Source organism: Streptomyces sp. NPDC021562 (genome assembly GCF_040640875.1).
Lineage (GTDB): Bacteria > Actinomycetota > Actinomycetes > Streptomycetales > Streptomycetaceae > Streptomyces.
The window spans coordinates 1-20,317 of sequence record NZ_JBFACN010000029.1 but is presented as its reverse complement, the minus strand read 5'-3'; the positions used below and the strand labels follow the sequence as shown (position 1 = coordinate 20,317).

The 20,317-nt window shown below is 73.4% G+C and carries 18 protein-coding genes; 4 read left to right on the top strand and 14 right to left on the bottom strand.

Annotated elements, in window-relative coordinates:
- Positions 1–4: 4 nt before the first annotated feature.
- Genes AB0G52_RS33540 through AB0G52_RS33520 form a run of 5 tightly spaced genes read right to left on the bottom strand, consistent with a single transcriptional unit; the run spans position 5 to position 5,432 of the window.
- On the bottom strand, positions 5–1,456 hold the full coding sequence (locus AB0G52_RS33540) for an HAD-IA family hydrolase (RefSeq protein WP_132894130.1): 1,452 nt from the start codon (positions 1,454–1,456) through the stop codon (positions 5–7).
- A 48-nt stretch (positions 1,457–1,504) separates the two neighbouring features.
- Positions 1,505–2,569, bottom strand: a complete 1,065-nt coding sequence (locus AB0G52_RS33535; RefSeq protein WP_361341730.1) for an ABC transporter ATP-binding protein — start codon at positions 2,567–2,569, stop codon at positions 1,505–1,507.
- A 3-nt stretch (positions 2,570–2,572) separates the two neighbouring features.
- Positions 2,573–3,391 carry an ABC transporter permease subunit gene (locus tag AB0G52_RS33530; protein WP_132894127.1) on the bottom strand — a complete coding sequence of 273 codons (819 nt, stop codon included), beginning with the start codon at positions 3,389–3,391 and terminating at the stop codon, positions 2,573–2,575.
- A complete protein-coding gene (locus tag AB0G52_RS33525; protein ID WP_132894125.1) occupies positions 3,376–4,275 on the bottom strand; it encodes an ABC transporter permease in 900 nt (299 codons plus the stop codon). Before AB0G52_RS33525 ends, AB0G52_RS33530 begins: the two co-directional genes overlap by 16 nt.
- A complete protein-coding gene (locus tag AB0G52_RS33520; protein ID WP_132894123.1) occupies positions 4,272–5,432 on the bottom strand; it encodes an extracellular solute-binding protein in 1,161 nt (386 codons plus the stop codon). Before AB0G52_RS33520 ends, AB0G52_RS33525 begins: the two co-directional genes overlap by 4 nt.
- A 235-nt stretch (positions 5,433–5,667) precedes the next feature.
- On the opposite strand from AB0G52_RS33520, the gene AB0G52_RS33515 reads away from it, so the two are divergent.
- The gene (locus AB0G52_RS33515; protein WP_132894121.1) at positions 5,668–6,408 is read left to right on the top strand and encodes a GntR family transcriptional regulator; all 741 of its coding nucleotides are present in this window, start codon (positions 5,668–5,670) and stop codon (positions 6,406–6,408) included.
- Between the two features lie 183 nt (positions 6,409–6,591).
- Here AB0G52_RS33515 and AB0G52_RS33510 read toward each other — a convergent pair whose 3' ends face one another.
- From AB0G52_RS33510 to AB0G52_RS33495, 4 genes are all read right to left on the bottom strand, one after another.
- Positions 6,592–7,044 carry an Lrp/AsnC family transcriptional regulator gene (locus tag AB0G52_RS33510; RefSeq protein ID WP_132894522.1) on the bottom strand — a complete coding sequence of 151 codons (453 nt, stop codon included), beginning with the start codon at positions 7,042–7,044 and terminating at the stop codon, positions 6,592–6,594.
- Positions 7,045–7,122: 78 nt separating this feature from the next.
- Positions 7,123–8,565, bottom strand: a complete 1,443-nt coding sequence (locus tag AB0G52_RS33505; RefSeq protein WP_165939569.1) for a GuaB1 family IMP dehydrogenase-related protein — start codon at positions 8,563–8,565, stop codon at positions 7,123–7,125.
- Positions 8,566–8,717: 152 nt separating this feature from the next.
- Positions 8,718–9,029 carry a barstar family protein gene (locus AB0G52_RS33500; protein ID WP_132894518.1) on the bottom strand — a complete coding sequence of 104 codons (312 nt, stop codon included), beginning with the start codon at positions 9,027–9,029 and terminating at the stop codon, positions 8,718–8,720.
- 1 nt (position 9,030) lies between these two features.
- Complete coding sequence (locus tag AB0G52_RS33495) at positions 9,031–9,984, bottom strand: Dyp-type peroxidase (protein ID WP_132894516.1); 954 nt, start codon at positions 9,982–9,984, stop codon at positions 9,031–9,033.
- Between the two features lie 212 nt (positions 9,985–10,196).
- On the opposite strand from AB0G52_RS33495, the gene AB0G52_RS33490 reads away from it, so the two are divergent.
- Together AB0G52_RS33490 and AB0G52_RS33485 are read left to right on the top strand one after the other, a co-directional pair.
- On the top strand, positions 10,197–11,483 hold the full coding sequence (locus tag AB0G52_RS33490; RefSeq protein WP_361341722.1) for an MFS transporter: 1,287 nt from the start codon (positions 10,197–10,199) through the stop codon (positions 11,481–11,483).
- A gap of 71 nt (positions 11,484–11,554) precedes the next feature.
- On the top strand, positions 11,555–12,142 hold the full coding sequence (locus tag AB0G52_RS33485; RefSeq protein ID WP_132894514.1) for a TetR/AcrR family transcriptional regulator: 588 nt from the start codon (positions 11,555–11,557) through the stop codon (positions 12,140–12,142).
- Positions 12,143–12,562: 420 nt separating this feature from the next.
- On the opposite strand, the gene AB0G52_RS33480 is transcribed toward AB0G52_RS33485, so the two are convergent.
- From AB0G52_RS33480 to fmt, 4 genes are all read right to left on the bottom strand, one after another.
- A complete protein-coding gene (locus tag AB0G52_RS33480) occupies positions 12,563–13,606 on the bottom strand; it encodes a sugar-binding domain-containing protein (RefSeq protein ID WP_165939568.1) in 1,044 nt (347 codons plus the stop codon).
- A gap of 78 nt (positions 13,607–13,684) precedes the next feature.
- A complete protein-coding gene (rpe, locus tag AB0G52_RS33475; RefSeq protein WP_132894510.1) occupies positions 13,685–14,371 on the bottom strand; it encodes a ribulose-phosphate 3-epimerase in 687 nt (228 codons plus the stop codon).
- 76 nt (positions 14,372–14,447) lie between these two features.
- Positions 14,448–15,875 (bottom strand): transcription antitermination factor NusB, encoded by a 1,428-nt coding sequence (locus AB0G52_RS33470; protein WP_132894509.1) that lies wholly within the window; start codon positions 15,873–15,875, stop codon positions 14,448–14,450.
- Between the two features lie 84 nt (positions 15,876–15,959).
- Positions 15,960–16,892: a methionyl-tRNA formyltransferase gene (gene fmt / locus AB0G52_RS33465; RefSeq protein ID WP_361341716.1), complete on the bottom strand. Its 933-nt coding sequence runs from the start codon at positions 16,890–16,892 to the stop codon at positions 15,960–15,962.
- Between the two features lie 280 nt (positions 16,893–17,172).
- On the opposite strand from fmt, the gene AB0G52_RS33460 reads away from it, so the two are divergent.
- A complete protein-coding gene (locus AB0G52_RS33460) occupies positions 17,173–17,721 on the top strand; it encodes a hypothetical protein (protein WP_361341713.1) in 549 nt (182 codons plus the stop codon).
- 246 nt (positions 17,722–17,967) lie between these two features.
- On the opposite strand, the gene AB0G52_RS33455 is transcribed toward AB0G52_RS33460, so the two are convergent.
- The gene (locus tag AB0G52_RS33455) at positions 17,968–20,118 is read right to left on the bottom strand and encodes a primosomal protein N' (protein WP_361341710.1); all 2,151 of its coding nucleotides are present in this window, start codon (positions 20,116–20,118) and stop codon (positions 17,968–17,970) included.
- Positions 20,119–20,317 lie beyond the last annotated feature (199 nt).

Here is a 20,317-nt window from a genome sequence, read left to right as displayed (position 1 = left end):
GGGGTCACGGCTCGACGGCGAACGTGGTCACGACGGCCGCGTGGTCGGAGGGCCAGTCGTTGTCCGCGACCTCGGGCCAGGAGGCCGGGGTGCCGCTGACCCAGGTCCGGGAGTCGAGCACGCGCAGCCCCCTGTGCAGCACGTAGTCGATCCGGTCCTGCGGTTCGGGCCGCCCGCCGCCGTCCTCGTGGACGGGGTGGACCGGCGACCAGGTGTGCCCGGGTGCGGCGACCGGGTCGGGGTGCGCCTGCCGGTAGGAGTCGTGGAACCCGGCCTCCTCGGCGGCCCTGGTCACCGGCCACTCGACGGCCGTCCAGTCGAGGTGCGAGGGGCAGTTGAAGTCGCCCGTCAGCACGACCGGCACGGCACCGTCCCCGATCCACCGCAGCGCCTCCTTCAGCTGCGCGAGCCGCACCTCCTCGTGGGCGACCAGCTGGTCCGCCCCGAGCCCGTCGAAGTGGTACTCGTACGGTCCGTACGGCGTGTAGTGCAGATGCGCGGTCCAGATGTCGACCTCGCGGCCGGGGCGGACGGCGATGCGCACCCCGGCGGCCCCGTAGAAGCCGACCTCCGGGTCGCCGAGGCGGGCGGTGATCGGGTAGCGGCTGATGATCCCGAGGTTCTCGCCGGCCGTGTGGTGGTGCCAGCCGAGGGCCGCGGCGAGGTCCCGGGCCGAGGTGCCGGCGGTCTCCTGGAGCCCGACGACGTCGGCGCGCGCGTCCAGGACGGTCTTGACCTGCTTGGCCCGGTGGTCGGTGATCAGGCTGCCGCCGAGCCACAGGTTCCAGGACATGACCCGCAGTTCCGGTACGGCCATCGCGCTCAGCTCCTTCGGGGTGACCCCGACCAGCGTGTCCCGGACGGTCCGGCCGGGCGCGTCGGCGATCGGCGCGAGCGAGGGCACGGCCAGCACGGCGCACCCGGCGGCCTCCGCGGAGGCGACCCCTGTCTCGGTGTCCTCGACGGCCACGCACGCCGCCGGGTCGACGCCGAGCGCCCGGCAGGCGGCCAGGTAGGGGTCCGGGGCGGGCTTGGTGCGGCCGGTGTCGTCGGCGGTGACGGACGCGGCGAAGCGGCCGGGGCCGAGGGCGTCGAGCACGAGGCCGGCGACCGCGCGGGGGGACGCGGTGACCAGGGCGGTGGGCACGTCGGCCGCGGCCAGGGCGTCCAGCAGGTCGAGGGCGCCGGGGCGGGGCACGATGCCGGTGCGGACCCGGTCCGCGAACTCCCGGTGCAGCTCGGCCGCGAGCCCGGCGGCGGGCCGGCCGCTGGCGTGGGCCAGCCACTGGGCGGTGTGCTCGACCGGACGGCCCAGTACGTCGGGCTCGTCGGCCTCGCCGAGCGCCCGTCCGGCGACGCTTTCCACCGCCTCCCACCACAGTCGCTCGGTGTCGACGAGCGTGCCGTCCATGTCGAACAGGACGGCCTGGAGCGGGAGCCGGGGGTGGGGGGTCACGTTGTCGTCATTCCTCACGTGGGGGGCGGGGCGGGATTTCGGGGGGCGCTACTTCTGGACGCGTTCGGCGACGAGCACCGGCCGCTCGGGCAGCGAGACGGTCGCGGCGGATCCGGCGCCCAGTGCGGCGGCCTCGTGGGCGGGCAGGTCGGCCTTGGCCTCGGTACCGTCGGCGAGCCGTACGGTGACGCGGACGACCGCGCCCAGGAAGGCGGTGGCGACGACGGTGGCCGTACCGGAGGCGTCGGCGCGCACCCGGACGGCCTCGGGCCGCACCAGGACGTCGACCTCGCCGGCGCCGGACGGCTGTCCTTCGACGGGCAGCCGCTGCCCGAGCACCTCGACCGAGCCGCCCCTGACCGTCCCCGGGATCCGGCTCATCGTGCCCACGAACTCGGCGACGAACGCGGTGGCCGGGCGGCCGTACAGCTCGGCGGGTTCGGCGCACTGTTCGAGCTGCCCGGCGCGCATCACGGCGACCCGGTCGGCGACGGACAGCGCCTCCTCCTGGTCGTGGGTCACGAACAACGTGGTGATGCCGAGTTCCTGCTGGAGCCGGCGGATCTCCTCGCGGAGCGTGAGCCGGACCTTGGCGTCGAGGGCGGACAGCGGTTCGTCGAGGAGGAGCACCCGGGGCCGCAGGGCGAGGGCGCGGGCGAGCGCGATCCGCTGCTGCTGGCCGCCGGAGAGCTGGTGCGGGAACCGCTCCCCCTTGTCACCGAGCCCGACGAGGTCCAGCAACTCCGCCGCCTTGGCGCGCCGTTCCCCCGCCCGCACCTTGCGCATGCGCAGCCCGAACGCCACGTTGTCGACGGCGTCGAGATGCGGGAAGAGGCTGTACGACTGGAAGACCATCCCGGCGTCACGGCGGTGGGCCGGGACCCGGGTGACGTCCTCGCCCTCGACCAGCACCGCGCCGGAGTCGGGGTGTTCGAACCCGGCGAGCATGCGCAGGGCGGTGGTCTTGCCGCAGCCGGACGGGCCGAGCAAGGCCAGGAACTCCCCCGGCCGTACGGTCAGGTCGAGTCCGTCGAGGGCGACGGTGGCCCCGAACTCCCGGCGCAGTCCCCGGAATTCGACGGTGGCGGCGTTGTCGGGCGTGCTGACACTCATGGTTCATCCCCGGGAGGAAGCGGTTCGGTCACGCCCGCCGGCACCGGCGAGCGCGAGGAGCAGGGCCCAGGTCACCAGGAGACTGAGCACGGAGACGGCGACGGACAGCTGGGCCTGCGAGCCGCCGACGTCGTAGATCCACACGGCGAAGGGCTCGAAGCCGAGCAGCCGGGCGACGGTGAACTCACCGAGGACCAGCGCCAGGGTGAGGAAGGACGCGTTGAGCAGCGCCCCGCGCAGATTGGGCAGGACGGCCCTGACGAGCGCCTGCGGCCAGGAGGCACCGCAGCTGCGGGCGGCCTCGACGAGGGTGCGCACGTCGATCGCGCGCAGCCCGGCGTCCAGCGCCCGGTACACGAAGGGCAGCGCCATCACGACGTAGGCGACCACCAGGACGACCGGGAAGTCCGGGTTCTGCACGGCGACGAACGTCTCGAACAGCGGGGTCCGGGACAGGTGGTCGGGGCCCCACTTGAGCACGGTGACGATGCCGGCGACGAACGCGATCGGCGGCACCACCAGCGGCAGCGAGCAGACGATCTCGACGACCGGCCGCAGCTTCGGCGCGCTCAGCCGCAGGGCGACCACCGCGGGCACCAACAGCAGGAGCACGACGGCGATGGTGGCGACGGCCAGCTCCAGGGAGAGCAGCAGGCTGGAGAGGAAGCCGTCGGCGGAGATGATCCGGGTGTAGGCGTCGAAGGTGACGCCCTGGCCGGGCACGTCCACCGTGAAGAGCACGGAGGCGGCGAGCGGGACCAGGAAGTACAGGGCGGCCAGGCCGAGGACGGCCCAGCGCCAGGGGGTCAGGCGTCGAGCCATCGGGCGCTCCGTCGTTGCAGGGGCAGGTACACCGCCATCACCAGGCCCGCCACCAGCACCATGTCCAGGCTCAGGGCGAGGGCGACGTTCTCCTGGCCGACCAGGACGTTGCCGGAGAGGGCGTCGGCGATCTGCAGGGTGACCAGCGGGACCGCGCTGCCGACCATGGCGGCGGCGGTGGCGTAGGCGGCGAAGGCGCTGCCGAAGAGCAGCACCAGGCCGCCGAGCAGCGAGGGGGTGAGGACGGGCAGCGCCACGTACCGCCAGTACTGCACACCGGTGGCGCCGTTGTTGAGCGCGGCCTCCCGCCACTGGGCGCGCAGGCCGTCCAGGGCCGGGGTGATGGTGAGGACCATCAGCGGGATCAGGAAGTACAGGTAGACGAGGACGAGTCCCCAGAAGCTGTACAGGTCCCAGCCGTGCCGGGCGAGCCCGAGGTGCACGGTCAGCACACCGGCGTTGCCGAGGGTCGCGACGAACGCGAACGCCAGCGGCACACCCCCGAAGTTGGCGAGCACACCGGAGGCCGTGAGCACCGCCTCGCGCAGCGCCCGGGAGCGCGAGCCGACCACGGCCTGCGCGAGCGGCAGCCCGAGGACCGCGGCGATGACGGCGGAGAGCGCGGACAGCTTCACGCTGCCGACGAGCGCGGTGAGGTACGGCCCCTGGAGCGAGTCGCCGAGGTTGCTCGTGGTGTACGAACTCGTCCCCGTATCTGGGTCCTTGACCGTGAAGGCGCCGTTCAGCATGGCCAGGGCCGGCAGCCCGAAGGCGACGGCCGTGAACGCGAGCAGCGGGACGACGGCGAGCCAGCCGGGGGCGCGGCGCCGCCGCTTCTGGGAAGCGGCGGTCGCCACGTCGGCCCGCGTGAGCGTGGCCGTCATCCGGATACGGCCTTCGACCAACCCGCCGAGAGGACCGTCTTGGCCTTGTCCTGCTGGGCCTCGGTCGGGAAGGTCGGGGTGCCGGTGACCGCGGGGAGCTTGGCGGCGGCGGTCTTGTCGAGCGTGCCGGCCTTCTCCATGGCGGACATCAGGACCGGGCGCGCGTACCCCTTGAGCCACAGGTTCTGGCCCTCGGTGCTGTACAGGTACTCCTGCCACAGGCGGGCGGCCGCCGGGTGCGGGGCGTCCTTGTTGACGGCCTGGGAGTAGTACTGGGCGTACTGGCCGTCGGCCGGGATGGCGACCTTCCAGTCCACGCCCTTGGACTTGAACTCGTCGGCGTAGCCGGCGTTGAGGTAGTCCCAGTCGATGGAGATGGGCGTCTCGCCCTTCTCGACGGTGGCCGGGGTGGACTCGACGGGCGTGTAGTTGCCGTTCTTCTTCAGCTTGGCGAAGAAGTCCAGGCCCGGCTGGATGTCGTCGAAGGAGCCCTTGCCGGCGAGCGCCGCCGCGTAGACGCCGCCGAACGCCGAACCGGACTTGGTCGGGTTGCCGTTGAGGGCGACCTGCCCCTTGTACTGCGGCTTCAGCAGGTCGGCGAAGGTGGTCGGGCAGGTCTTGACGCGCTTGGCGTCGCAGCCGATGGAGATGTAGCCGCCGTAGTCGTTGTACCAGCGGGCCTGCGGGTCCTTCTGGCCCTCGGGGATGTCGGCGTACGAGGTGACCTTGTACGGTGCGAGCAGGCCCTGCTGGGCGGCGCTGAGCGCGAACGACGAGCCGAGGTCGAGCACGTCGGGCGCCCGGTCCTGGCCCTTGCGCGAGGTCACGGCGTTGATCTCGTCCTGGCTCGATCCGTCGGGGCTCTCGTCCTCGATCTTGATGCCGTACTTCTTCTGGAAGCCGTCGATGATCGCGCCGTAGTTCGCCCAGTCGCGGGGCACCGCGATGATGTGCAGCGTGCCCTCCTTCTTGGCGGCGGCGACCAGCTTGTCCATGCCGCCGAGGTCGGCGGCGGAGGTGGCGGTGGCGGCGTTCTTGCCACCGGAGGTGGTGGCCGACGCGTTGTCGGGAGCGGCGCCGCAGGCGCTCAGGGCGAGCGCGGCTACGGCGGCGAGGGAGCCGCCGAGGAGGGCGGTTCTCGGCAGGGACACGGTCACGGTCTCTCCAGGGAGTACGCACGAGGGTGGGTGGCGCTGCGGATGGCACCGGGCAACTTGTCTGAACAAGTTGGCCTTAGTACGCCCGCCGTGGGTTTCCCCTTCATGAACGGCGGCGAAACTCCGTCCCCTTATTCCCTGCACAATCCTGGCCGGACACGGGCTGACACGCATCACCGGGGGACGTCGATTAGGCTGGTCACGCTGTGCACAGCGATCTACTCAGAGGGGAAGCATGACGGCGCGACACGAGGAGATCGCCGACGAACTGCGGCGCGCCATCGACCGCGAGGAGTACACCGTCGGCAGCCGGCTGCCCTCGGAGACGGAGCTGGCGGCGCAGTACGGCGTCTCACGCGGCACGGTCCGCCAGGCGGTCGCCGCGCTCACCTCCGAGGGGCTGATCGGCTCCCGTCAGGGCGCCCGCCGGGTGGTGCTGGCCAGCCGCCGCAGCCAGAGCTTCGCGGAGCTGCGGAGTTTTGCGCAGTGGGCCAGGTCGATGGGCCGCGAGGCGACCGGACACGTGGTGGCGCAGGAGTACCGGCCCGCTGCGCAGGAGGACGCCGTCCGTCTCCAACTCCCGGTAGGCACACCGGTGTTGCACGTACTGCGGGTGCGCGGGCTGGACGGCGAACCGGTGTTGCTGGAACGCACGGTGTACGCGGACTGGATCTCCCCGGCGGTGGCGGAGATAGAACCGGAGTGCCCGTCGGTGACGCAACGCCTCTATGAGGACACCGGCTTGGTCTTCGCGTACGGCGAGCACGTCATCGACGCGGTCGCCTGCGGCGCGCGGGACGCCGAGTTGCTGGGGGTGCGGCGGTCGAGCCCGCTGCTGCGGGTGCGGCGGGTGACGACGACGCGGGAGGGGCGGCCGGTGGAGTGGTCCGACGACCGGTACCGGTCGGACGCGGTGAGCTTCAGCGTGCACAACTCGATCGGCAGCAACCCGCTGGCGCGGAAGACGGCGGAGTAGCGGGGGGCGCGACGGAGTGCCGGGTGCGGGCCGGTGGGGCTGGTCGCGCAGTTCCCCGCGCCCCTTCAGAGCGCGGTGCCACCGCCCACCAAGGGGCGCGAGGAACTGCGCGATCAGCCACGAACCACCCGCACCCGGCACCCACCGGACCCCCCGCCCCCGCCCCCTCCCCCGCTCCCGCTCTCACCCCGGAGCCCCCGAAGAGAACCTCCTCAGCAGCGGGGACAGCACCAGTACCGACTTGGTCCGCTCGACGAACGGCTCCCCGGCGATCCGCTCCAGCACCCTCTCGAAGTGCCGCATGTCCGACGCGAACACCTGCACGACCGCGTCGGCGTCACCGGTGACCGTCGACGCGGCCACCACCTCCTGGTACCGCTCCAGCCCCCGCTGGATGGTCTCCGGAGACGTGTTGCGCCGGCAGTAGATCTCGACGAACCCCTCGGTCTCCCAGCCGAGGGCGGCGGGATCGACGCGTACGGTGAATCCGGTGATCGCCCCGGTCGCGCGCAGCCGGTCCACGCGGCGTTTCACGGCGGGCGCGGACAGGCCGACCAGCTGCCCGATGTCCGCGTAGGAGCGGCGGGCGTCCTCGGCGAGGGCGTGCACGATGCGTTCGTCGAGATCGTTCAGCAAGGGGTCGTTCAGCTTTCGGACGGTGCAGGACGGGACCGGCGGTAGCCGTACCCGAAGTAGAACACGAGCCCGACGCGCCTAGCTCCAGCTGGCGTGCAGCGGCTTGCCCTCCGCGTACCCGGCCGCGCTCTGGATGCCCACGATCGCCTTCTCGGCGAACTCCTCCAGGGACGCCGCGCCGGCGTACGTGCAGGAGGACCGCACCCCCGCGATGATCGAGTCGATCAGGTCCTCCACCCCCGGCCGGGCCGGGTCGAGGAACATCCGGGACGTCGAGATGCCCTCTTCGAAGAGCGCCTTGCGGGCCCGGTCGTAGGCCGACTCCTCGGAGGTGCGGTTGCGCACCGCCCGCGCCGAGGCCATGCCGAAGGACTCCTTGTACAGCCGGCCGTCGGCGGCCTGCTGGAGGTCCCCCGGCGACTCGTAGGTCCCCGCGAACCAGGAACCGATCATCACGTTGGACGCACCCGCGGCCAGTGCCATGGCGACGTCGCGGGGGTGCCGGACACCGCCGTCGGCCCAGACGTGCTTGCCGTACTTCCGCGCCTCGGCGGCGCACTCCAGGACCGCCGAGAACTGGGGCCGGCCCACGCCGGTCATCATGCGGGTGGTGCACATCGCACCCGGGCCCACCCCGACCTTGATGATGTCGGCGCCCGCGTCGATCAGGTCCTTGACGCCGTCGGCGGAGACGATGTTGCCGGCCACGACCGGGACCTGCGGGTCGAGGTCGCGGACCAGCTTGATCGCGCTGATCATCGACTCCTGGTGGCCGTGCGCGGTGTCGATGACGAGGGTGTCCACACCCGCGCGGAGCAGCTGCTCCGCCTTGTCCGCGAAGTCGCCGTTGATCCCGACGGCGGCGGCGATGCGCAGCCTGCCGTTCGCGTCGGTCGCCGGGGTGTACAGGGTGGCGCGCAGGGCGCCCTTGCGGGTGAGGATGCCGGCGAGCTTGCCGTCCCGGTCGACGGCCGGGGCGTACCTGCGGTTGGCCGCGTCGAGCTTGTTGAACGCCTCCCGCGGGTCGATGTCCGCGTCGAGCAGCAGCAGGTCGCGGGACATGACCTCGGCGAGCTGGGTGAAGCGGTCGACGCCGCTGAGGTCCCGGTCCGTGACGACGCCGACGGGACGGCCGCCCTCGTCGACGACGACACCGGCGTTGTGCGCCCGCTTGGGCAGCAGGGCCAGCGCGTCGGCGACGGTCTGGTGCGGGGCGAGCACGATCGGGGTGTCGAGCACCAGGTGGCGGCTCTTCACCCAGGTGATGACATCGGTGACCACGTCGATCGGGATGTCCTGCGGGATCACGACGAGTCCACCGCGCCGGGCCACCGTCTCGGCCATCCGCCGGCCCGCGATCGCGGTCATGTTGGCGACGACCAGCGGGATCGTGGTGCCGGTGCCGTCCGGCGAGCCGAGGTCCACGCCCTGACGCGAGCCGACCGCGGAGCGGCTCGGCACCATGAAGACGTCGTCGTACGTCAGGTCGTACGCGGGCTGGATGTCATTGAGGAAACGCACGTGCCGCACATCCCAGTCGATCAGAGGTGACCCCCGGACCGGCCGGCCAGAGGGAAAAGCACGTACTTCATTCTCCCATGGGCACCGGCGTGTGATGCCCGGGACGAACATCCAGGCAGGTCAGCGGCGCCTCGGAGGAACCTCCAAGGGGGTCAGCCGAGTGCCAGGGCCACGGTGAGGGCGGGTTCGCCGGCGGCCGCCCGGGTGAGGACGTCCCGGGCCACCCGCCACTCGTCCGGCCGCGCCTCTGCGTACTCCTGCCAGCCGGTGACGACGACAAGGAGCCCGCGGTCCGCCGCCGGGGGCGGCCACACCGAGGGGTCGCGGAGGCTGTCGGCGAGGGCGTCCCAGTTGCGGCCGAACCAGTCGGGCAGGCCCAGGGCGGACACGGCCCGGTCCATGAGGCCGGCCTTGTCCGCGACCCCCGCGAGGTCGAGCGTGACCACGTGCGGACTCGTCGTCATCTCAGCACCGTCCAGGAGCAGTCGGGAGGTCGTCAAGGAAGTCGCCGGAGGGCACGAAGAAGAGCGTGCCGGTGACCGCCGTGGAGAAGTCGAGGATCCGGTCGTGGCCGGCGTCCGGGGTGCCGAGGAACATGTTGCGCAGCATGCGCTCGGTGACGTCCGGGGTACGGGCGTACCCGATGAAGTAGGTGCCGAACTCGCCGCGGCCGGGGCTGCCGAAGGGCATGTTGTCGCGGAGGATCTGCTGTTCCTCGCCGTCCGGTCCGGTGACGGTGTTCAGGTCCACGTGGGAGGCGGGTTCCGCCAGTTCGAGGTTGGTGGCCTTGGTGCGGCCGATGATCCGTTCCTGGGTCTCGACCGGCAGGGCGTTCCAGGCGTCGAGGTCGTGGACGTACTTCTGGACGACGACATAGCTGCCGCCGGCGTGCGCGGGGTCCTCCTCGCCGATCAGCACGGCTCTGCGGGCGGCGGCCCCGACCGGGTTCTCGGTGCCGTCGACGAAGCCGAGGAGGTCGCGGGCGTCGAGGTACTTGAAGCCCTGCACCTCGTCCTCGACGGTGACCGCGCCGCGCAGCCGGTGCATGACCTCGGCGGCGAGCCCGAAGCACAGGTCGAACCGGGTGGCCCGGATGTGGAAGAGGAGGTCGCCGGGGGTGGCGACGGCCGTGTGCCGGGGGCCCTCAAGAGGCTGGAAGGGGTGCAGGCCGGCCGGGCGAGGGTGGTCGAACAGGCGGTCCCAGGCGTCGGAGCCGATGCCCGCCACGCAGCTCAGGGAGGCCTCCGGGGCACCGAACCCGAAGCTGCGCTCCAGTGCGCGGAGCTCGCCCAGCACGTCGCGTGCGGCCTCCTCGCCACCGGGGCGGACGGTGACCACCAGGAAGATCGCGGCGGTGGTCAACGGGCTGAGCACGGGCTGTGGTTCTGCTCCCGGCTCGGGTCGGGGATCTGCGGTCAACGTGTCCTCCGGATGCGATCGGTGCTCGGCGCTCGGCCTGTCGTACACATACTCGGCGCCGAAGGCCGTCGGCCGCCTTCCGGATTCTTTCCGGAGACGGGAATAGACAGAGCTGTCCAAGAGGTTGACGTGGCCATATGGACAGACCGGTCTACTCAAAAACCGGCTCCGGAACCGACGCTCCTCGGCCCCGTCCCCGCGAAGGAACACCGATGAACCACCGAACACCGATGAACCACCTCGCAGCCCCCGGCAAGCCGATCCCGCCCCGTGCGGCGTTCTACGTGCTCGCCTCCGTCGTCGTCTCCTTCCTCGCCGCCTCCAGCGCGCCCACCCCCCTCTACGCGACCTACCAGGCCGAATGGGGCTTCACCCCGATCACCACCACCGTCGTCTTCGGCGTATACGCGATCGCCGTGCTCTCCGGCCTGCTGGTCCTCGGCAAGCTCTCCGACCACGTCGGCCGCCGCCCGGTGCTGATCACCGCGATCGCCGCCCAGGCCGCCGCGATGCTGGTCTTCTCCACCGCCTCGGGAGTGGGCGAACTGCTCGTCGCCCGTGTGGTGCAGGGCCTGTCGACCGGCGCCGCGCTCGGTGCGATCGGGGCCGGGATGATGGACATCAACCGCTCCCGCGGCACGCTCGCGAACGCCTTCGCGCCCGGCGTGGGCACCGCGACGGGCGCCCTGGTCAGCGGGTTCGTCGTGCAGTACCTGCCCGCCCCGACCCACACCGTCTACCTCGGTCTGCTGGCCGTGTTCGCGGCCCAGGCCGTCGCCGTCGCCCTGATCGACGAGACCGTCACCCGCAAGCCCGGTGCGGCGGCCAGCCTGGTGCCCGAGATCAGGCTCCCGCGGACCGTCCGCGGTGCCGTCCTGGCGACCGCCCCCGTCATGTTCGCCGTCTGGGCGCTGGCCGGTTTCTACGGCTCCCTCGGACCGGCCCTGGTCCGCACCCTGGTCGGCTCGACCTCCGCCGTCTACGGCGGCCTGGGCCTCTTCGTCCTGGCGTTCGTGGCGGCCGGCTCGGTCCTCCTCCTGCGTGCCGCCTCGGCGACCACCGTGATGTACACCGGTATCGCGGCCCTCATCGCCGGGGTGACGCTCACCCTGGTGGCCGTCGACCAGAGTGAGCCGGTGCTGTTCTTCGCCGGGACGGCCGTGGCCGGCCTCGGGTTCGGCAGCGGCTTCCAGGGCGGCATCCGCACCGTGATGCCGCTGACCAGGCCGCACGAGAGCTCCGGCGTGCTGTCCCTGCTCTTCGTCGTCTCCTACCTGGGCATGGGTGTCCCGTCCGTCGTCGCCGGAGTGCTGGTGGTGCACGGCGGCGGCCTGGTGCCGACCTCCGAGGAGTACGGCGCGGTGGTCATCGCCCTGGCACTGCTGGCCCTGGCCGCTCTGCTGCTGCGTGGCCGGCCGCAGAGCGGGCCCGGGGTGCTGGTCGCCTCCGGCAGCACCCCGGCCGTCCATGCCGCCGAGCACGCGGAGAGGTCCCGTTGACCGGCGTCGCGACCACTGAGTAGACCGGTCTGACCGACCGTAGAATGGGAGAGTCGGAGAAGGTGAGCGGCATGACGAAGACGTTGAGCGCCAAGGCACCCACGGCCCGGGAGCGGCTGCTCGCAGCGGCGAACGAGCTGTTCTACGCGGAGGGCGTGCAGACGGTCGGGATCGACCGGATCATCGAGCGCGCCGGGGTCGCCAAGGCCTCGCTGTACAACACCTTCGGCGGCAAGGAACAGCTCATCCGCGCCTACCTCGACTCCCGGCACGCCAAGCTGACCGAGCGTCTGCTGCGCAGTGTCGAGCGGGCGGACGGTCCGCGGGACCGGCTGCTGGCCGTCTTCGACGCACAGGCCGAGCTGTACGCCCAGCAGACCTACCACGGCTGCGCCTTCGTGGCGGCGAGCGCGGAGGCGAAGCACGGCAGCGCCATCGAGGAGGCGTCCGACGCCGCCCGCGGCTGGATCCGCACCCTGTTCACCGACCTCGCCCGGGACGCCGGCGCCCCGCACCCCGAGGCACTCGCCCACCAGCTCCACCTGCTGTACGACGGGGGCGGGGTGTCCGCACGGATGGACCGCGACCCGTCGGCAGGCACGGTCGCCCGCGAAGCAGCCGCGGCACTGATCGACGCGGCGCTACCGAAGCAGGAGTGACCCCGACGGGGCCCGAGCCCCACCCGGGCCGGTTCCCTGACGGGCCCAACGGCCCGGCAGGCCCGACCGGCCGCGAGGAGCCCCGAAGTCCGGGCGGACCCAGGACCCAGCGGCCCAGAGCCCGGTCAGGCCCGACGCCCCGGCAGGCCCGGAGTCCCGTCGGTCCCGAGACCTGGCGGATCCGAAACCCGGCGGCCCCGAAACCCGGCGGCCCCGAAACCCGGCGGCCCAGAGCCCAGGCAGGCCGCGAGGAGGCCCGAAGTCCGGGCGGACCCGAGATCCGGGGGCGCAGAGCACAGGCAAACCCGACCGGGCCCCAGCCCGGGGTCCGGCGGACCGAGACCCCGGCAAGCAGGACCGCGACCCGGTAAGCAGCTCATGCGGCCGCGGCGCGTGTGCGTCGGCACGCCCTCGGGACCCTCAGGGGCCGTCCGGGTCGGCGCGGTTCAGCGCGGGCTTCGGGGTGACGCCCGCCGTCATGAGGTAGTCCGCGGCCGAGGTGTCGGTGACGAGGCTGGTGACCAGCCCCGACCTGAGGACCGCGTCGATCGCGGCCGCCTTGCGCTGCCCGCCCGCGATCGCGACGACCTCGGGGATCCGGCGCAACTGGTCGGCCTTGACCGTGATGCATCGTTCCCCCAGGTCGCGCCCGACCCGGCGGCCGTCGGCGTCGAAGAGGTGCGCGGCCATCTCGGCGGCCACACCGAGGGTGGCGTAGTGGGCGCGCTCCTCGTCGCTGAGCATGTCGTGCACCGTGGAGATGCCGGGCTCCCAGGAGCCGATGGAGACACAGGCGACCGTGACCTTGTCGAAGTACTCGAAGGCCCGGGCGATCCCGGTCTGGTTGCGCAGCGCCGCCGCGGTGGCCGCGTCCGGCAGCAGCATCGGCGCGTAGATGGGGTGGGCGTCGCCGCCGGACACCTGAGCGGCCCGCCGCACGGCCTCCACCGAACCGCGCTCGGAGGTCCCGGCGTCGTACACGCCCGTCAGCTGCACCACCGTGCAGGGCGGCAGCCGGTCCAGCGCCGCCGCCATGTGGATCGTGGAGCGGCCCCACGCGAGGCCCAGCACGTCCCCCTCGTTGACCAGCTCGCCGAGCAGGTCGGCGGCCACCTCGCCGAGGTTCTCGGGGTCGGGGGTCTCCTCCGCCTCGGCCGGGGACTCGACCACCACGGCGTGCCGCAGACCGTAGCGGGCGCGGAGCGCGTCCGAGCGCTCGGCGTCCAGCTCGGCGGGCACCCGGATCTCGATGCGTACGAGATCCCTTTCGAGGGCAGTCTCCAGAACACGCGCCACCTTGAAGCGGCTGACGCCGAACTCCTCAGCGATCTGGATCTTGGACTTGCCCTCGAGGTAGAAGCGGCGGGCCATGGCCGCCGCCTGCACCAGCTCAGCGGGTCCCATCCGCATGGCTGACCGGCCCGCCGACATACCCGACACGGCCATCTCCTCACTGCTGTTCACACTCTGGATACGCCGTTCATCCTTGCAGATCCGGCGCACTTGATCAGCCCTGATCGGAGCCGTTCACGTTCCCGTACCTCAGTGGTCGCACGCCCAGGACGCCTGGGCGGTGGCCGCCTCCGCCTGGGTGCGCAGTGCACGTACCGCCTCTGCCGGGTCGTTTGCCCCGTATACCGCGGAACCTGCCACGAAAACATCGGCTCCGGCGTCCGCGCACCTTTCGATCGTCGACGCCGAAACTCCTCCGTCGACCTGGAGCCACAGCTCCAGTCCGTGCTTGCTGATCAGCTCCCGGGTGCGGCGGATCTTCGGCAGCATGATGTCGAGGAAGGCCTGACCGCCGAAGCCCGGCTCCACCGTCATGATGAGCAGCATGTCCAGCTCGGGGAGCAGGTCCTCGTACGGCTCGACCGGCGTCGCGGGCCTGAGCGCCATGGAGGCGCGGGCCCCCTTCGCCCGGATCTCCCGCGCGAGCCGCACGGGGGCGGCGGCCGCCTCGACGTGGAAGGTGACGGAAGAAGCACCCGCCTCGACGTACTGGGGCGCCCACCGGTCGGGGGCGTCGATCATCAGGTGGCAGTCCAGCGGGGTGTCCGTAGCACGGGCCAGGGACTCTACGACCGGCACGCCGAGCGTGAGGTTCGGGACGAAGTGGTTGTCCATGACGTCGACGTGGAGCCAGTCGGCGCCTTCGACCGCCTTCGCCTCGTCCGCGAGGCGGGCGAAGTCTGCGGACAGGATGCTGGGGTTGATCTGCACGGCCATGCCCCAAGCGTGCCATGCCCCGGCGGGGTGGGCCGAATCAGGTTCCGGGGCCTGCCTTCCCTGGCCCGCGTCCCCCTCAGCCGGTCCGCCGGATCAGGGCCAGATACATCGCGTCCGTGCCGTGCAGGTGCGGCCACAGCTGCACATCCGGCCCCTCCCCCAGCTCCGGCACGCCCGGCAGCAGCGGACGCGCGTCCACCAGCTCCGTGTCCGGCCGCTGCTTCAGCACGTCCTGGACCACGGCCCGCGTCTCCGCCAGGTGCGGGGAACAGGTCGCGTAGCCGACCACACCGCCCACCCGGACCGAGTCGAGCGCGGTGCGCAGCAGGGCGCGCTGGAGCGGGGCGAAGGTGTCGAGGTCCTCGGGGCGGCGGCGCCACCGTGCCTCGGGGCGGCGGCGCAACGCGCCCAGGCCCGTGCAGGGGACGTCCATCAGGACCCGGTCGAAGGTGCCGGGCCGCCACGGCGGCCGGGTGCCGTCGGCGGCGATCACCTGGTACGGCCCCGGGTTGCCGTGCAACGCCTTGGCGACCAGTCCGGCCCGGTGCGGCTGCTTCTCGGAGGCGAGCAGCGACGCCCCCCGCTCGGCGGCCAGCGCGGCGAGCAGCGCCGCCTTGCCGCCGGGCCCGGCACAGCCGTCCAGCCACTTCTCGTCGCGCCCCTCGACGGGCGCGTCGGCCAGCGCGCGGGCCACCAGCTGGCTGCCCTCGTCCTGGACCCCGGCACGGCCTTCCCGGACGGCCGGGACGGCACCGGGCTCGCCGCCCTCGGTGAGCCGCACCGCGTACGGCGACCAGCGCCCCGGGACGGCCGCGTCCTCGCGCAGCAGTTCCTCGGTGGTGGCCCGCCCGGGGCGGGCGACCAGGGTCACCTCGGGACGTTCGTTGTCGGCGGCCAGCAGCTCCTCGATCCCGGCGCGGCCGCCGCCCAGCGAGTCCCAGAGCGCGGAGACGACCCAGCGCGGGTGCGAGTGGACGACGGCGAGGTGGTCCTCGGGATCGTCGTCGTAGGCGGGAGCGACGCGGGCGATCCAGCCCTCCAGGTCGTCCTGGGCGACCTTGCGGAGCACCGCGTTGACGAACTTGGCCCGCCCGTCGCCCAGCACCACGCGGGCGAGTTCGACGGAGGCGGAGACGGCGGCATGGCTGGGGATGCGGGTCCCGAGCAGCTGGTGCACCCCGAGGCTGAGCACGTCGAGCACCGGCGGGTCGACCTCGCGCAGCGGCCGGTCGACGCAGGCGGCGATGATCGCGTCGTACGTCCCCTGCCGGCGCAGCGTCCCGTACACCAGCTCGGTGGCGAGCGCGGCGTCCCGGGCGTCGAACTTCTCGGGTCCCTCCTTCTCCCGGGCCTTGCGCAGCAGCGGCGGCAGCACGAGGTTGGCGTACGCGTCCCGCTCGTCCACGGCGCGCAGCGCCTCGAAGGCGAGGATGCGGACGGGGTCCTTCTGGGGACGGCGGTAGGGCTTGGCAGGTCTGCGCGGCCGCCGGGACTGCTCGCTCACGAAAAAGGTGCTCCGGGTACGGGAATGGTGCGGCCTTCAAGCGTACGCCGGGTACGCCGGAAAGCCGCTGCTGGGAAGGGGGGCTCAGACTCCGAGGGTCTCCCCGGCGCCGATGCGCACGCCGCGCGCCCAGTCGGCGGCCCGCATCGGCTTCTTGCCTTGGGCCTGCACCCAGAGCAGTTCCACGGCGTACGACCCGGTCCCCACGTGCACGCTGTTCTTGCCCACGGCGATCTCGGCGGGCGCGAGACCGGTCCGCTCGGGCACCGGCGTGACCTGGATCAGCTTGAGCCGCTCGCCGCGGAAGGTGGTCCAGGCGCCGGGGGCCGGGGTGCAGCCCCGGACCACCCGGTCGACGCGCAGCGCGGGCGCCGACCACTCGACCCTGGCGTCCTCGACAGTGATCTTCGGGGCGAGGGTGATGCCCTCGGCCGGCTGCGGCACCGGCTTGAGGGTGCCGTCCTCGATGCCGTCCATGGTGGCGGCGAGCAGCCCGGACCCGGCGAAGGCGAGCCGCGTCAGCAGGTCGCCGCTGGTGTCGGTGGGCCGGATCTCCTCGGTGACGGTGCCGTAGACGGGTCCGGAGTCGAGCCCCTCCTCGATGAGGAAGGTCGACGCCCCCGTGATCTCGTCCCCGGACATGATGGAGTGCTGCACGGGGGCCGCTCCGCGCCAGGCGGGCAGCAGCGAGAAGTGCAGGTTGACCCAGCCGTGGGCCGGGACGTCCAGGGCGACGCGCGGCAGCAGCGCCCCGTACGCCACCACCGGACAGCAGTCCGGCCCGATCTCCCTGAGCCGCTCCAGGAACTCGGGATCGCGCGGCTTCGACGGCCTCAGCACCTCGATGCCGGCCTCCGCCGCCCGCTCGGCCACGGGCGAGGCGACCAGCCTGCGCCCTCGCCCGGCCGGCGCGTCGGGCCGTGTGACCACGGCGGCCACCTCGTGCCGCCCGGAGGCGATGAGCGCGTCCAGAGCGGGAACGGCGACTTCGGGGGTACCGGCGAAGACGAGCTTCATGGGCGGCTGAGGGCCTCTCGGACGGGGGCACTTACGGGTGACGCACCAGTCTATGCCGCTCCGTGCCACGACACCGGTCCGGCGCCCACGGGTCGGCCGGCCTCCCGGCCGACCCGTGGGGCGAGGACGGTGCGCGGGTGAACGAACAGGGCGTACGCATATGCCCATACGCCCCCACACCGTGACCAGCGGAGCGTCCACGCGTTGGTCAAGAGAGAGTTGACCACCACGGGCCGCACGCGCGGCCCGTTCCTTTCACGCCGGTTCGAGAGGCTTGTTCATGGCCGACCACGCAACCCACGACGCCCAGGCCCGGGCGAGCCTGCACTTGTTGGTGCGGGACATCGAGCGGGTCCGCCGGCAGGTGGACGCACTGCGTACGCTCACCGCCCAGTTGGGCAACGTCTACCGCCCGCGCCGCTCCGGCCCGTCCACGGGGTTCGTCGTCTACGGACGCGCTCCCGCCCCGACGGTCCGGCTCGCCCAGGAACTCCGGGACAGCGTCGAGACCCTGGTCACGGCCGCCGTGGACTTCGACCGCTCGCTCGGCTTCTCGTGGGACGCGGTCGGCTCCGCCCTCGGCGTCACCAAGCAGGCGGTGCACCGCCGTTACGGCGCCCGGCGTGCCACGGCCCAGGCCACGGCGGTCCCCGAGACCGAGCGGCCCGCGGAGCCGTCGGGCACCCGCACCCTCAACGTGGGCTCCGGCCTGCCCACCGTGCCCACGGTCCCCGCCGCCCGCTCCATGCCCACGCAGCCGACCGCGGGCAGCCCCACCCTGCGCGACGAGGCCAGGCCCACCGCCTTCCCCGGCCCGCGCAACGGCTGACGCCCCGCCGAGAAGGCGTACGCCACGGCTGACCTCAGGGCACCAGCCCGCCCCCTGCCCTCCCGGCAAGCACCCGGGAGGGCAGCCGTCTGCCCGGCCGCACCCCTTCACCCTCCGGTGTCCGGCCTGGCGCTCTCGTCACCCGATGCCGTCGACTCACTCTCGCCACCTCATGTCGGCGACTCACTCTCGCCACCCCATGCCGGCGACTCGCTCTCGTCAGCCGATGCCGGCGACTTGCTCTCGTCACCCGATGTCCGGCGGATCGATCCGCACCCGCACCGTCGGCTCCCCGCTCCCCCGCGCCATCCGCGCCGCCTGGGCGGACTTCAGCGCCGCCGCCAGTGCCGCGCCGCTGCCCGGCGGCACCCGTACCAGCGCCCGTTCCCAGTGCTCTCCGGGTGGCGGCGCGCCGACCCGCCGAGGCGCCCCGGCTCGCACCACGGGCAGCGGGACCGGCCCCAACACCTCGGCGTCCGGAGGCAGTTCAGTCGTGCTGAGGAACCCGGCCAGCGCCTCGGCGGTTCCCGACACCGCCGCCATCCGGGACACCGGCGGAAACCCCAGCTCGGCCCGCTCGGCCAGTTCGCGCACCGCGTGTCCGACCGGATCCCAGCGCACCAGCGCCTGCACGGGCCGCAGCGTCGGCTCCGCGACGACGACCACGGTGCCCCCCTCCCCCTGCGGCCGCACCAGTGCCCCGGCGGCCATCCACCGGCGCAGCGCGTCCTCGCCGGCCCGCAGGTCCGGCCGCCCGAGCATCGCCCAGCCGTCCAGCAGAAGGGCTGCCGCGTAACCGCTCTCGGCGACCGGCTCGGCGCCGGGGGTGCTCACGACCAGCGCCGGCGTACCCGGCACGGTGTCCAGCACATGCTCGCGTCCCGAGGTCCGCACGGGCACGGCGGGAAAGGCCCGCCCCAGCTCCTCCGCGGTCCGCCGGGCCCCGACCACCTGGGCGCGCAGCCGGAAGCCGCCGCACGCCGGGCAGTGCCAGTCGCTCTCCTCGCGCCCGCACCACCCGCATCGCAGCGCGCCCGCGTCCCGTGCCTCCAGCGGTCCGGCGCAGTGCCGGCAGCGCGCCGGCTCCCGGCACTGGGCGCAGGCCATCCGCGGCACATAGCCGCGCCGGGGCACCTGGACCAGGACCGGTCCGTGCCGCAGTCCCTCCCGTACGGCCTGCCAGGCGAGCGTCGGCAGCCGGGCGGCCCGTGCCGCCTCGTCCCGCGCGAGGTCGCCGTCCCCCACCGTGCGGACGAGCGGCGCGGTGCGCCGCACCTGCTCCCGGCCGGCCACCAGGGGGCGGGCCCAGCCGTTCTCCACCAGCTGCGCGGCCTCCACCGTGCAGCTGCGGCCGCCCAGCAGGAACGCGCACCTGTCGAGCGCCGCCCGCAGCAGCAGCACGTCCCGGGCGTGCGGCTGGGGAGCGTGCGGCTCGCTGTGGCTGTCGTCCCCGTCGTCCCAGATGGCGACGAGTCCGAGGTCCCGTACCGGCGCGAACATGGCCGCCCGGGTCCCCACCACCGCCCGGACGGCCCCGCGGCTGACGGCCAGCCACTGCGTGTACCGCTTCTCCGGCCCGGCGTCGGCGGTGAGCAGCGCGTGCCGCCCCGTGCCGAGGACGTCGGTCAGCGCGGCGTCGACCCGCGCCGCGGCCCGCCCGTCCGGTACGACGACGAGCGCGCCGCGTCCCGAGGCGAGCGCGGCGGCGACGGCCCGGGCGATCTCCTCGCTCCACTCCGGCCCGGGCAGGGCGTTCCACACCGCCCGGGGGGCGCCGCCGGAGGCCAGCGACTCGATGAAGGCGGCGCCGTGCTCGTACCGTGGCCAGGAGCCGGGATCCGGTGCCGCGGGCGGCGGCAGGGGTTCGGGCGAGGGCCGCTTCTCCGCCCGCGCGCTGCGCGGTGGCACGGCGAGCTGGAGCACGTCGGCGAGGCTCCCCGCGTACCGGTCGGCGACGGCCCGCGCCAGCCGCAGCAGTTCCTCGCTCAGCACCGGCTCGGGCGACACGACCTGTGCCAGCGCGGCCAGCGGCCCGGAGTAGTCGGACTCGTCGAGCCGCTCGACCAGGAAGCCGTCGATGAGGCCCCCGCCCTCCCGGCGGCCGTCCCGCACCCGGTTCCGGCCGGCCCCGAACCGGACCCGGACCCGGACCCCGGGCCGTGCGTCGGCGTCCAGCTCGGCGGGGACGGCGTAGTCGAAGTACCGGTCGAGATGCAGCACACCCTTGTCGACCAGCACGCGCGCCACCGGCAGCCGCTCGGCGAGCGCGGCCCCCCGCCAGGTCCGCGGCTTGGCCCGGGGCACCTTGGCTCCCCGTACGCTCTCGCGGATGAGCGCGAGCTGCTCCGGCCGCGCCCCCTCGGCGCCCCCGCTCCCCTGCCCGTTCTCGCTGCTCACGCTTGCATTCTTACCAAACACGACTGACAACGGCGGGGGTGCGCGACGGGTCAGGACCGGCCTGCCCGGCCGTGGCGCCGGACGACGACGCCGGCTCCCGCGACCCCCCGCCGGGGGGGGGGGGGGGCGGCGGGGCGGGGGGAAACCCGGGGCGCCCCACCGGGCCGGGGGCGGGGGCGGGGCGGGCCCCCCCGCGGGG

Bases quoted from the DNA above. Each gene is read 5' to 3' on its own strand.
- AB0G52_RS33515 (WP_132894121.1), top strand. From the start codon at position 5,668: ATGACGGCGCGACACGAGGAGATCGCCGACGAACTGCGGCGCGCCATC.
- fmt (WP_361341716.1), bottom strand. From the start codon at position 16,892: ATGAAGCTCGTCTTCGCCGGTACCCCCGAAGTCGCCGTTCCCGCTCTG.
- AB0G52_RS33525 (WP_132894125.1), bottom strand. From the start codon at position 4,275: ATGACGGCCACGCTCACGCGGGCCGACGTGGCGACCGCCGCTTCCCAG.
- AB0G52_RS33530 (WP_132894127.1), bottom strand. From the start codon at position 3,391: ATGGCTCGACGCCTGACCCCCTGGCGCTGGGCCGTCCTCGGCCTGGCC.
- AB0G52_RS33485 (WP_132894514.1), top strand. From the start codon at position 11,555: ATGACGAAGACGTTGAGCGCCAAGGCACCCACGGCCCGGGAGCGGCTG.
- rpe (WP_132894510.1), bottom strand. From the start codon at position 14,371: ATGGCCGTGCAGATCAACCCCAGCATCCTGTCCGCAGACTTCGCCCGC.
- AB0G52_RS33490 (WP_361341722.1), top strand. From the start codon at position 10,197: ATGAACCACCGAACACCGATGAACCACCTCGCAGCCCCCGGCAAGCCG.
- AB0G52_RS33535 (WP_361341730.1), bottom strand. From the start codon at position 2,569: ATGAGTGTCAGCACGCCCGACAACGCCGCCACCGTCGAATTCCGGGGA.
- AB0G52_RS33460 (WP_361341713.1), top strand. From the start codon at position 17,173: ATGGCCGACCACGCAACCCACGACGCCCAGGCCCGGGCGAGCCTGCAC.
- AB0G52_RS33500 (WP_132894518.1), bottom strand. From the start codon at position 9,029: ATGACGACGAGTCCGCACGTGGTCACGCTCGACCTCGCGGGGGTCGCG.